Source organism: Xanthobacter luteus (genome assembly GCF_040049235.1).
Classification (GTDB): Bacteria; Pseudomonadota; Alphaproteobacteria; order Rhizobiales; family Xanthobacteraceae; genus Xanthobacter.
In genome coordinates this window covers 700,439-712,434 of the sequence record NZ_JBDZDO010000001.1, presented here as the reverse complement: position 1 = coordinate 712,434, position 11,996 = coordinate 700,439, and the positions used below count along the sequence as shown (strand labels likewise).

The following is an 11,996-nucleotide window of genomic DNA, read 5'->3' as shown; positions in this document are numbered from 1 at the left end:
CGGGGAACGCGCCGCCCCTTTTCCTTTCGCACTCGCACATCGGGAAATCGTGCACTGGTGCGGGTTTGTCGACGATGACGCTTGCAAAAGCCGCATTTTCCGTGATGCTTCGCGCCGATCGCCCTGGGCTCGATCCCGCGCGATTCGAGTGTATTCAACGGAAGGGAATGGTCAGATGACCACCAAGAACGAACTGATCGCCGCGGTGGCTGAAGAGGCCAAGCTGACGAAGACGGCCGCAGCGGCGGCGGTGGACGCCACCTTCGACATCATCGCCAAGGCGCTCAAGCAGGGCGAGGAAGTCAAGCTGATCGGCTTTGGCAGCTTCTCGGTGGTGAAGCGCGCCGCCCGCGAAGGCCGCAATCCGCGCACCGGCAAGCCGGTGAAGATCAAGGCGTCCAAGGCGCCGAAGTTCACCCCCGGCAAGGGCCTCAAGGAAGCCGTCAACGGCTGATGCGCCGCGCGGTCGGATCGCCCTGATCCGACGCGCGCACTGCACACGTTGCGCGCCGCCCGGACCCCTGGGCTCCCGGCGCGCAACGTGGCGCAGCGGGGCAGGCTTCCGGACCACGCCGGCGCCGCACCCGCCAGCCGCGACATCCCGAAGGATCATCCCGCCGACGCCGAGAGCCCCTCGGCCGCCTCCAGCAGCTTTGCCAGCAGGTCGCCCTCCAGCGCCGCGCGCGACGTGCGCGCGAGATTGGTGCTGAGATTGAGCGCGGCGACCACATGGCCCTGCGCGTCGCGGATCGGCGCCGCGATGCCGCAGGCGCCCGGCTCCAGCTCTTCGCTCACCAGCGCCCAGCCTTGCGCCTTCACGCGCGCGATCTCGGCCGCGATCTCATCCACGCCGGTGAGGGTCTGCGGCGTGTAGGCCGGCCGCTCGGCGCCCGCGAGCAGGGCGCGCAGCGCCTCCGGCGCCAGCTGGGTGAGCAGCACCCGCCCCATAGAGGTGCAGAAGGCGGGCAGCCGGCTGCCCACCGAGAGGCGGTTGCGCAGGATGCGCGCCACGTCCGCGCGCGCCACGAACGTCACCTCCCCCCCGTCGAGCACGGACACCGCCACGGTCTCGTTGGTGGCGGCCGACAGCGCCTCCACCACCGGGCGCGCCCGCTCGGCGATGTCGAGCGAGGACAGATAGGAATAGCCGAGCCGCAGCACCCGTGAGGTGAGCGCGAAGCGCCCGGTCGGGTCCTGGCGCGCGAGGCCGAGCGCCACCAGGGTATGCAGCATGCGCCGGGCGCCGGCGCGGGTCAGCCCGGTGCGGCGGGCCGCCTCGGCCATGGTGAGGCCGCCCGCCGCGCCCTCGAAGGCCGACATCACCGCGAGCCCCTTGGCGAAAGCCTCGACGAAGCCGTCGCCCCCCTTCGGCCACGCGGCGATTTCCGCCGCACTCCAAAGCTGCTTCACAGCCGGACCCATCCGTTCTAGGTTGTTCGTCTATCGATCATATGTTCGTTAAACGAACATTTCAAGGGAGGGTACGGATGTTCCTCAAGAAACTTGTCCCGGTTCTCGCGCTGGCGGCGCTGCTGCCCGCAACGGCCCTCGCCGAAGGCTTCCCGAGCCGGCCGATCCGGCTGGTGGTGCCGGCCGCCACCGGCGGGCCCACCTTCATCACCGCCAAGATGGTGGCCGACAAGATGACGGAGAGCCTGAAGCAGCCGGTGATCGTCGAGCCGGTGCCGGGCGCCGGCGGCAATACCGGCGCGCTCCAGGTGGCCCGCGCCGAGCCGGACGGCTACACGCTGCTGGTGGCCACCATCGGCACCCACGCCATCAACCAGACGCTCTACAAGAAGATGCCGTTCGACCCGATCGCGGACTTCGAGCCGGTGTCGCAGCTGGTGCAGTATCCCCTCGTCCTGGTGGCGAACGCGGATTTCCCGCCGAGCACGGTCCCCGCGCTGATCGCCTATGCCAAGGCCAATCCCGGCAAGGTGCTGCGCGCCTCCGGCGGCAGCGGCACCTCCATGCACCTCACCGGCGAGCTGTTCCGCTCCCAGGCCGGCGTCGACATGCCCCACGTGCCCTACAAGGGCAGCGCCCCGGCGCTCACCGATCTTGCCGGCGGCCATGTGCAGATCATGTTCGATTCGCTCATGACCGCCATGCCGCTGGTGAAGGCGGGCAAGCTGAAGGCGCTGGGCGTCACCGGCGCCAGCCGCTCGCCCATCGCCCCGGACGTGCCCACCATCGCCGAGCAGGGGCTGACCGGCTACCAGGCGTTCGGCTGGATCGGCATCGTCGCCCCCAAGGGCACGCCGCGCCCGGTGGTGGATATGCTCTCGAAGGCGGTGGCCGATGCGCTCAAGGACCCGAAGATCCGCGAGACGCTGATCGCCCAGGGCGCCGAGCCGGTGGGCTCCACGCCGGATCAGTTCCGCACCTTCATCGCCGACCAGACCAAGCTCTGGGCGGTGGCGGTGAAGGCCTCGGGCGCGCAGGTGGAGTGAGCGGCATGACCTTCCATTCGGTCCCCCAATCCATCCCCAAGGCCGAGTTCGCCGCCCGCGTCGCCGCTTTGGCCGCCCGCGTGAGGGCGGAAGGGGCGGGGGCCTATGTGGGCACCCGCCAGGGCGCCCTGCATTATCTCGGCGGCGTCTTCATGCCGTGGCGCGGCGCCGTGGTGGTCACCCGCGAGGGCCATTGCGAGATCCTCTATTGGGCCATGGACGCCGAGCGGGCCCGGGCCGAGGGCTGCGCCCAGACCGTCACCGACTTCACCGGCTCGGCGCTGGTGGAGGGGGTGGCGGCGCTGCTCGCCCGCCACGGCCTCGCGCGGCTTCCGGTGGGCCTCGACCTCGCCCATCCCGGCGCCGCCCAGGTGGCGCCCGGCATGCTCACGGCGGGCGAGTATCTCGCCCTCACCGAGGCGCTGCCCGAGGCGCCGCTGGTCAATGGCGTCGACTGGATCGACGATCTGATGCTCATCAAGTCGCCGGCGGAGATCGCGCTGCTGCGCCGCGCCGCCGAGGTGGCGGCCGCCGGCTACGAGGCCGGCGTCGCGGCGGTGGCCGCGGGGGTCAGCGAGAACCATGTGGCCGGCGTGGTGGAGGCGGCGATCCGCGATGCCGGCTCGTCCTGGGCCTGGGCCATCACCGGCGGCACCGAGGTGGGCGCCGGCGACCGCTCGGCCTTCGCCCGCGGCGTCACCCAGCAGGCCACCGACGCGGTGATCGGACGCGACCAGTTCGTGGTGATCGACCTCCACACCATGGTGGGGGTCTATCTCTCCGATCTGTCCCTGCCGGTGTTCCTCGGCACGCCGACGCCGGAGCAGAACGCGCTCGCCGCCTGCTGGGAGGAGGCGGCCGCGACCATGCTCGCCGGGCTGCGCCCGGGCCGGGCCGTGAAGGACTGCGCCGCCGAGGGCCATCAGGTGTTCGCCCGCCACGGCTTCGGCAGCTTCGGCCTGCCCCTGTTCGGCCACGGCCTCGGCACCTGCGCCCGCACCCGGCCGTTCGTGAACCCGTCGAGCACCGACACGGTTCAGGAGGGCATGGTGATCGCCCTCGGCACCCACCTCTACGCGCCCGGCCTCGGCGGGCTGCGGCTGGAATTTCCGACCCTGGTCACCGCCACCGGCGGCGAGGGCCTCAGCGGCCTGCCGCCCAAGGTGCGCTATCTGCCGTGAGGCTGAGGCCGGGGCGGGCGCAGGCGCGCCCCGGTGGAGGGCACAGCCGCGTCGCGGCAGCCCTTGCCGAACGGTCTGGCGCTACTGCCGCTTGGCGCCGGTGGCGCTCCGGCTGACGGCCGGGCGCCCGCCCTCTCCCGCTTGCGGGGGCGCGCCGGGGAGCGGGAAAGCTGCGGCCTGGGCCGCGTGTTCGCCGTGCTGCCCGGCAGCCCGGTGCCGGTCCGGGGCCCGCTCCGTCGCGCGCTCTTGTCCGCCCCGCCGCGCGGTGGTTTAAGGGCGGACGCCGGGCGGTTAGCTCAGTTGGTAGAGCATCTCGTTTACACCGAGAGGGTCGGCGGTTCGAGCCCGTCACCGCCCACCATCGCCTTCCCGTCCTTCCTGTCCCGCCCGTCCTTCCTGTCCTTTGCCGTCCGACGCGGCGTGCCGCGGCCGGCGATCCGGCGGGGCCGGGGCATTGCCGGCGGCCGGTGCGGGCGGGCAGGACGAAGCCGCGCGAATGTGCGCGCGAACAGCCGCAACTTTCCCGCCGAACGAAGGGCCGCAACGGCCCGTGCGGCGCCGGCGCCGAAATCCGCGGGGAAATGCGCCGGCCTTGCTTGACTTGGGCCGGGGGGTGCCTTACCACGCCGCTCTCCCCGGCGTCGCCAAGGCTGATGCCGGTTCGGGGGTGTAGCTCAGTTGGTTAGAGCGCCGGCCTGTCACGCCGGAGGTCGCGGGTTCGAGCCCCGTCACTCCCGCCAGATTTCCAATGACTTTTAGCGAAAGTCCAGCCGGCGCCAGCGCTTTCGGCCTGGCCCTCAGCCCGGCTGCCGGCGGCGCCGTCAGGGCGCTCCGGTCGGCTCGGGCGGGGTGGCAGGGGTTTGAGGAAGGCCTTGAAGATCATCGGGAAATCCTGGCAGAGTCCGGCGTCGGAGCCCGCCCGAGGGGGCCCGCAGGACCGGTCCAAGATCATGTCCCACCCCGCCGCCTCCCGCCCATGACCGCCGGCACCCGCGCGCTGGCCCTGCTGGCCGCGCTCCTCCTGCCATCGATGCCGGCTGCTGCGCAGGCGTCCGATCCCCATGCGAGCCAGTGCCCGTTCGAGGTGCCCGCCAGCGCGCCGCCGTTCACGCTGCCGCGCGCGGTGGGCGCCATCGGCGCCGGCGCGCCGCTGCGCATCCTCGCCATCGGCTCCTCCAGCACCGCCGGCTTCGGCGCCTCCGGCAGCGGCCAGGCCTATCCTGCCCAGCTCGCCGGCCGCCTCAGCGCCGCGCTCGCCCCGCGCGCCGTCGCCGTGACCAATGCCGGGGTCTCCGGCGAGACCGGGCCGGCGACGCTGCGCCGCCTCGAGGCCGCCATGGCGGCGCCCGAGCCGCCGCAGATCGTGATCTGGCAGGTGGGCACCAACGACGTCCTGTTCGGCGGCACGCCGGCGGGCCTCGAGGCCCTGGTGGTCCGCGGCCTCGACGCCGTCCTCTCCGCCGGAGGCGTGCCGATCATCGTGGACCAGCAGTATTTCCGCGGCATCCTTAACCTCGCGCACTACGAGGCCTTCGTGGCGGCGGTGCACCGGGCCGCGGCGGCGCGCGGGGCCGCGCTGCTGGGGCGCTACGCGGTCATGAAGCATTGGGCGCTCGCCGCGCCGGGCGCCTTCGAGACCATCATGGCGCTCGACCGCTTCCACATGGGCGACCGGGGCTATGCCTGCCTTGCCGACCTGCTCGCCGCCGGCATTCTGGCGAACCCGCCGGCCGCAAGCCCCCAATCGTCCGAGCCGACGCCCGCTCCCGGCCGTCCGCCGGCGGGTGCCGCCGGGCGCTGATCGAGCCCTGCGCCGGCGGCGGCGCGCGCCGATTGGGGCCTCCGGTATCAAGGTGAGGCTTGACCTGTGGCAAAAATACATGCCTGCAGATCAAATGGGTTACAAATCGTAACCCTAACGGCAGGCGGCGATCCCATCGCAGGGCGCCAAGTGTTAAGACGGAGTTAAGGCAAGGGGCGGGCCTTGCCGGCGACAACAGCCGGATTTTTTGGCATGCATTCGACGTTCAACGTCGCGCGGACCGGCAGGTCCGGCGGCGCGCGGAGCAGCAAGGCCCAAGCCCTCATGGGCGCCGTCGCGCTCTGCGCCGTCGTCGGCGCCCTCGTGGGCGCGGCTGCGCCGGTCCTCGCGCAGCAGACCGCCGCGGCGGACGCGGACCCGGAGTTCAACGCGCTCTTCCACGAATCCCTGCGGCGTCCGGCGGATGTCGAGCTCGCCTTCCGGCTGGCCGAGCGGGCGACCCGGCTCGGCGACTACGAGGCCGCGATCGGCGTCTACGAGCGCATCCTGTTCTACAATACCAAGCTGGTCCGGGTGAGGCTGGAGCTCGGCCGGCTCTATTACCGGCTCGGCGCCTACGAATCCGCCCGCGCCTATCTGCAGCCGATCTCCGGCAATCCGGGACTCAGCGGCCCCGAGCAGGCCAACGTCACCGCCTATCTCGAGGAGATCGAGCGCCGGCTCTCCACCAACCAGTGGAGCGTCTATGCCCAGGCCGGCGTGCGCTACCAGTCCAATGCCAGCTACGGCCCGTCGAGCCGCATCATCATCGGCGACGACGTGGCGGCGCTGCTGCCGCCGAGCTACGCCTCGAAGGCGGACGGCAACGTGTTCGGCCTCGCCACGGTGCGGCACGTCTACGATTTCGGCAACCAGCGCGGCGACGTCTGGGAGAGCAATCTCAACCTCTATTATTCCCAGCAGTTCCAGATCGAGCGCCTCAATCTCGGCTTCGCCGAGGCCAATACCGGCCCGCGCTTCGCCCTGGCGCCGGATGCGCTGCCCGGCTCCTCGGTGCGCCCCTACGTGCTGGCCGGCGGCATCACGCTCGGCGGCGCGAGCTATCTTGGCACCTATGGCGCCGGCGTGTCGGTCTACCTGCCGTTCAGCCCCTATTTCTCCATCGAGCCGTTCGTCGAGGCGCGCCAGCGCGACTACCAGAACAGCTCGAACTATCCCACCGCCGGCTTCCAGAGCGGCGGCATGTGGACGGTCGGCGCCGGCCTGTTCGGCCGCGTCACCGAGACCGTGAGCTGGCGCGCCCGGCTGGCCTACAATGACGCCGACGCCAGCGTGCCCTGGTACGCCTACGACAATTTCAACTTCGACCTGGCGCTGCCGGTGGAGTTCCAGGGCTTGTGGGGGGTGAAGCGGTGGGTGGTGATCCCCTCCGCCGGCTATTCCTATTACGGCTACGATGCCGCCAACCCGTTTGTCTCGCGCCTCCTCGCGCGCACCGACGACCAGTACCGCGTGGGCATCGCCCTCGACGTTCCGATCCACGAGCAATACGGCCTGCTCACCCAGGTGCAGTACACCTGGTCGAGCTCGTCCTTGCCCAATTACTCGTTCGACAATTTCAGCGTGTCGATCGGGCCGAACGTCCGGTTCTGAGGAGCTCGCGCCATGCCCATCAGCACTCCCGCCCGGCTCCTCGCCTCCGTCGCCTCGCTGGCGCTGGTCGCCGCCGCAGGCGCGCCGGCCCTCGCCCAGAGCCCGCAGGTGGGCACCGCCGCGGCCGTGAACCCGCGCTCCACGGGCCAGGGCGGCGGCGGAACCCGCGTGCTGGAACTCGGCTCCAGCATCATCCACCGCGAGCGGATCCAGACCTCGGACACCGGCAGCGTGCAGGTCATGTTCGTGGACAAGACCACGCTCAATATCGGCCCCGGCTCGAACCTGCTGATCGACGAATTCGTCTACGACCCCAACAAGAAGGCGGGGTCGATGGCGCTCTCCCTCACCAAGGGCGCGGTGCGCTTCGTGGGCGGGTCGGCGAGCCACACCGGTGGCGCCGAGGTGAAGACCCCGGTGGCCACCATCGGCATCCGCGGCGGCGTCGCCGGCATCACCCATCTCGGCGGCGAGACCCGCGCCATCCTGCAGTTCGGCACGCTGACGGTGCAGGGCCCCTCGGGTGCCCCGGTGGTGGTGCGCCGGCCGGGCTTCATGGTGATCGTCGGTCCGAACGGCATCGTCGGCCCGGTGCGCGTGAGCCAGGCCGAGATTGACGCGCTGATCGCCAAGACGCTCAGCCAGGGACGCCAGACCGGCGGGCGGCCCGGCACCACGCCCGACCTCGCCGGGCTCGCGCCCAATGCCGGCGGGCCGTGCTCCCTGCCGGCCCAGGGCCAGACCACCATGGATCTGGCGGCGGTCTCCTGCCGCTATTTCAACACCCGGCTGCAGAGCGAGGCCGACGCGGCGGCCCAGCAGGCCTCCCAGCAGGGCCAGGACAACGTCTTCATCCCGGTCTACACGCCCAATCCCTACGGTCCCGGTGGCTATGGTCCCGGTGGTTACGGCCCCGGAGGTTACGGCCCCGGAGGGTACGGCGGCTATGGCCCCGGCGGCAATGTTGGTGGCAACCAGCATGGCACGAATGGCCCGGGCTTCCCGAACCTGCCGAATTGGCCCGGATCGTCCGCCTTCCATGGCATTCTGGGCAATGGCGGCAGGGACTGACGTCCGCCGGACGTTGCGCCTGCGCAGCGGCGAGCCGCCTCACGCGGACAAAAGGGCGAGGCAGCGCGCCACAAGGTGCTCGAGCGGCGGGCGCTGCTCAAGCAGGGCGCGATGTATGCGACCGGCCGCAAGGGCGACGTGCGCCGCGTCCTGATCCTCCGCGAAGGCCAGGATGTCCGTGGGATCAGGAACGTAGCGGGGATCGAACAGCGGCCGGCTGCGCGCCACGCCCGCCGCGGCGATGGCTTCGCCGTTGAGATAGTGCTCCACGTGCTGGCACAGGACATATTGCGGCACGCCCGCCGCGAGCGCGTCCGCCGCGATCCCGGCATTGCCCTGGTGGAGCACCAGACGGGTGCGCGCGAGCACCACGCTCAGCCGCTGGGGCTCGCCATACACCCGCGCGCCGGCGGCCCGCAGCGCCGCGAGGCATGCGGGGGTCGCGCCGGGCGGGTAGATCTCCAGCATCGGCCCGAGCACGCACAGCGCCGCCAGCACGCCGGGCCGCGCCAGCCCATCGCCGTTGAGATAGGCGAAGATGCCCGCGGCGTCGGCCCGGCGCTCGCGCATGGGCTCGGTCATGAGCGGACCGTCGGCGGGCCGCTGCCGCAGGTCGGCATAGGGATCGAGCAACGGGAAGGTGGTGACGAAGGCGTCGTTGCCTTCGAACAGCGCGCCCACGCGGTCGATGCCGTCGCTCCCCTCGGCCGCGAGCGCGCGGTTGACGGCGGCGAGCATGTCCTCGTCCCGCGCCAGGGGCGGCATCAGGGTGTGCAGCAGCGGGAATGCCGTCAGCTCCTGCGGCGGCAGGCAGAAGCCGACGCCGGTCTGGATCCTGAGCGCCCGGTTGCGCGCCGCGAGCGTGGCCATGGGCGCATAGTCCAGCACCACCAGGTCCGGCCTCACCCGGTCGAGGATCGCGCGCCAGCCGGCAAGCGAACGCTGCATGGCGCGCGGATCCAGCAGCCCCGCTTGGGCGAGGGAATCCGTCAGCGTCGCCGAGGCCGGAATGGTCCGGTAGTCGGGAGGCGTGGTCTCGGGCGCCGCGATGACAGGGATGCCGGCCTCGACCAGGGGCGCAGAGAAATAGGGCCGGCTGCACGCCGCCACCACCTCGTGGCCGGCCGCGCGCAGGCGTGCGCCGACCCGGGCGAGCTTGGTCGAATGGCCGTAGCCCACCCCCAGCTCCCAGGCCAGGAGCACCCGTCGCGAACCCAATGCTGCCTCCTGCGGCGCCCCGGCGATGGGCCAGCTTGACGCCATCCGATGAAGGCATCCTTGCGGCGGCGGCGGCGAGCGGCGGCAATTCCGGTTGCCTGCGGGGGGGCGGGTCGGATATCCCGGAGCGCGCGGGCGGCGCGCGATGCCGGTGGCGGGCCGGCGCGCCGGCGGGCGGGCGCGCGAGGCGATCAAGGAGCAGGCTGATGAACAGGTTCTCGCACAGGTCCCTCGGCTTTTTGTCCCTGGCCGGCGCCGCGCTCGCGGTGCTCGCGCTCGCGGGCCCGGTCCTCGCCCAGGCGCCCGCACCCCAGATCGCCCCGCCCCAGACCCCTGCGCCCGCCACGGAGACCCACTCGGTCCACGACGACTGGACCGTGCGCTGCAAGAAGGGCGGCGGCGCCAAGGCGGAATGCGAGGCGGTGCAGACGCTCCAGACCACCGACCTCAAAGGCGTCCTCGCCCATATTGCCGTGCGCGCCGAGAAGGACGGGCCAGTGCGCCTCATCGTGCTGGTGCCGCCGGGCGTGTGGCTGCCGGCCAACGTCACCTTCAAGGTGCCGGGCGTTTCCGACATCACGCTCACCTACAAGCGCTGCGGCCAGCACTGCGTCGCCTCCACCGAGCTCACCAGGGCGCAGCTCGACGCGCTCAAAGCCAGCGCCGGCAAGGGCGAGTTCCAGTTCGAGAACGGCTCGCGCAGCCCCATCATCCTGCCGGTCTCGTTCCAGGGCCTCGGCAAGGCCATGGAAGAGGCGCTGAAGGGCTGAGGCGCGCGCTCAGCCCCGCGCGCGCAGCTCGCGCCGCAGGATCTTTCCCGTGGCGGTCATGGGCAATGTGTCCGTGAAGGCGACCTGGCGCGGATATTCGTGGGCGGACAGCCGGGTCTTCACGAACTCCTGGATCTCGCGGGCGAGGTCCTCGCCTGGGCGCGCCTCGTCCTTCAGCACCACCCAGGCCTTCACCGCCTCGGTGCGCAGCGGGTCCGGCACCCCCACCACCGCCACCAGGGCCACGGCCGGGTGCTTCAGGATGCAGTCCTCGATCTCCCCCGGGCCGATGCGGTAGCCGGCCGACGTGATGACGTCGTCCGCCCGGCCCACATACCAGAGGTAGCCATCCCGGTCCCGCCGGCCCATGTCGCCGGTGAGCAGAAAGTCGCCGGCATATTTGGTCCGGGTGGCCTCGGGGTTCTGCCAGTATTCCAGCATCATCACTGGATCGCCCTTGCGCACGCCCACCTCGCCTTCGGTGCCGTCGGGCAGTTCGCGGCCCTCCGCGTCGACGATGCGCACGTCGTGGCCGGGGATGGCCTTGCCCATGGCGCCCGGGCGGATGGGGAAGAAATCGGAATTGGAGCCCACCACCAGGTTGCACTCGGTCTGGCCGTAGATCTCGCGCGCCTCGACGCCGAGCCGCTCCTTCACGAACGCGCCGAGCTCCGCCCCCAGGCTCTCGCCGCCGGTGAGCAGGGAGCGCAGAACCAGGCCGTCGTGCCGCACGTCCGCCTGGCGCAGCAGCTTCAAGGCGGTGGGCGGCAGAAACACGTTGCGCACCTGGTGGCGCGCCATCAGGTCCATGGCCGCCTCGGGGTCGAACTTCTTCGCCCGGTGGGCGAGCACCGGCACGCCCAGATAGAGGCTCGGGAACAGCACGTCGAACAGGCCGCCGATCCAGGCCCAATCGGCCGGCGTCCAGTGCAGGTCGCCGGGCCGGGGCATGCCCTCGTGGATGAAGGTGATGCAGGGCAAATGGCCGATGAGCACCCGGTGGCCGTGCAGGGCGCCCTTTGGGTTCCCGGTGGTGCCGGAGGTGAAGATGATGATCGCCGGGTCGTCCGGCCCGGTGTCGGCGGGCGTGAAGGCATCGCTTGCGTGCGCCAGCGCGGCGTCGAAGGCGAGCGTGCCGGGCGGCGCGGACGCGCCGGTGAGGTAGACGGTGGCGAGGTCCGGCAGGCGATCGCGCACCCGCTCCAGCTTGGCGAGCCCCGCGGCGTCGGTGACCAGCGCCTTGGCGCCGGAGGCGGCGAGGCGGAACTCCAGCGCCTCGTCGCCGAACAGGGTGAAGAGCGGCACCGAGACGAGCCCGGCCTTGAAGGCGGCGAGGTGGGCGATGGCGGTCTCCGGCGCCTGGGGCAGGAACACCGCCACCCGGTCGCCGCGCTTCAGGCCCTTCGTGCGGAGGGCGTTGGCGAAGCGGTTGGTGAGGCCCTTAACCTCGTCGAAGGAATAGCTGCGTACGGTTCCGCTCTCCTCCACGAACACCAAAGCAGGCTTGCCCGAGCCGTCCGCATGGGCATCCACGCAGGCGACGCCCATGTTGAAGCGGGCAGGGACCTGCCATCGGAAGGCGCGGACCAGCGCCTCGTAGCGCGATGCATCGTGGGCCATATTTTCCTCCCAGAACGCGGACACCGCCTCGTCGCGGACCTGAGCATGTGCCGTTAAGATTTTGTTTTAAAATGTAAAATTAACCATACTTCAAGCGGCGCGCGAAGCACCGCGCGCACGGGCCGAGCGGACTTTCGTCCCATATAAACGATCGAACGTTTTTTTCCTGGCGAGGTCAAGAGCCGGGTCTGCGGACCGGGTCCTCAGGCCGGCCGGCGTCCGCTTCGGTGGACGCTGGCGGTCGGCGTCGGCGCGTCTCGAACGT

General features: G+C 71.3%; 10 protein-coding genes and 2 tRNA genes. 9 read left to right on the top strand and 3 right to left on the bottom strand.

Features of this window, described 5'->3' with window-relative positions; genetic code table 11:
• The first annotated feature begins 175 nt into the window (after positions 1 to 175).
• A complete protein-coding gene (locus ABLE88_RS03490) occupies positions 176 to 454 on the top strand; it encodes an HU family DNA-binding protein (protein ID WP_121622304.1) in 279 nt (92 codons plus the stop codon).
• A 155-nt stretch (positions 455 to 609) separates the two neighbouring features.
• On the opposite strand, the gene ABLE88_RS03485 is transcribed toward ABLE88_RS03490, so the two are convergent.
• Entirely contained in the window at positions 610 to 1,410 is an 801-nt protein-coding gene (locus tag ABLE88_RS03485; protein WP_348830072.1) for an IclR family transcriptional regulator domain-containing protein, read from the bottom strand.
• Positions 1,411 to 1,487: 77 nt separating this feature from the next.
• On the opposite strand from ABLE88_RS03485, the gene ABLE88_RS03480 reads away from it, so the two are divergent.
• The 7 genes from ABLE88_RS03480 (at position 1,488) to ABLE88_RS03450 (ending at position 8,123) form a co-directional block, all read left to right on the top strand.
• A complete protein-coding gene (locus tag ABLE88_RS03480) occupies positions 1,488 to 2,456 on the top strand; it encodes a Bug family tripartite tricarboxylate transporter substrate binding protein (RefSeq protein ID WP_348830071.1) in 969 nt (322 codons plus the stop codon).
• 5 nt (positions 2,457 to 2,461) lie between these two features.
• On the top strand, positions 2,462 to 3,637 hold the full coding sequence (locus tag ABLE88_RS03475; RefSeq protein WP_348830070.1) for a M24 family metallopeptidase: 1,176 nt from the start codon (positions 2,462 to 2,464) through the stop codon (positions 3,635 to 3,637).
• 285 nt (positions 3,638 to 3,922) lie between these two features.
• Positions 3,923 to 3,998: transfer RNA gene (locus ABLE88_RS03470), tRNA-Val, on the top strand.
• Positions 3,999 to 4,300: 302 nt separating this feature from the next.
• A tRNA-Asp gene (locus ABLE88_RS03465) sits at positions 4,301 to 4,377 on the top strand.
• A gap of 236 nt (positions 4,378 to 4,613) precedes the next feature.
• Complete coding sequence (locus ABLE88_RS03460; RefSeq protein WP_348830069.1) at positions 4,614 to 5,438, top strand: SGNH/GDSL hydrolase family protein; 825 nt, start codon at positions 4,614 to 4,616, stop codon at positions 5,436 to 5,438.
• A gap of 213 nt (positions 5,439 to 5,651) precedes the next feature.
• Positions 5,652 to 7,052, top strand: a complete 1,401-nt coding sequence (locus ABLE88_RS03455; protein ID WP_348830068.1) for a tetratricopeptide repeat protein — start codon at positions 5,652 to 5,654, stop codon at positions 7,050 to 7,052.
• A gap of 12 nt (positions 7,053 to 7,064) precedes the next feature.
• The gene (locus ABLE88_RS03450; RefSeq protein WP_348830067.1) at positions 7,065 to 8,123 is read left to right on the top strand and encodes a FecR family protein; all 1,059 of its coding nucleotides are present in this window, start codon (positions 7,065 to 7,067) and stop codon (positions 8,121 to 8,123) included.
• Positions 8,124 to 8,162: 39 nt separating this feature from the next.
• Here ABLE88_RS03450 and ABLE88_RS03445 read toward each other — a convergent pair whose 3' ends face one another.
• Positions 8,163 to 9,386 (bottom strand): glycosyltransferase family protein, encoded by a 1,224-nt coding sequence (locus ABLE88_RS03445; RefSeq protein ID WP_348830066.1) that lies wholly within the window; start codon positions 9,384 to 9,386, stop codon positions 8,163 to 8,165.
• A 161-nt stretch (positions 9,387 to 9,547) separates the two neighbouring features.
• Here ABLE88_RS03445 and ABLE88_RS03440 point away from each other — a divergent pair, with 161 nt between their 5' ends.
• Positions 9,548 to 10,111, top strand: coding sequence for an invasion associated locus B family protein (locus ABLE88_RS03440; RefSeq protein WP_348830065.1), 564 nt, complete (start codon positions 9,548 to 9,550; stop codon positions 10,109 to 10,111).
• 9 nt (positions 10,112 to 10,120) lie between these two features.
• On the opposite strand, the gene ABLE88_RS03435 is transcribed toward ABLE88_RS03440, so the two are convergent.
• Positions 10,121 to 11,731: an acyl-CoA synthetase gene (locus tag ABLE88_RS03435; protein WP_348830064.1), complete on the bottom strand. Its 1,611-nt coding sequence runs from the start codon at positions 11,729 to 11,731 to the stop codon at positions 10,121 to 10,123.
• Positions 11,732 to 11,996: the final 265 nt, after the last annotated feature.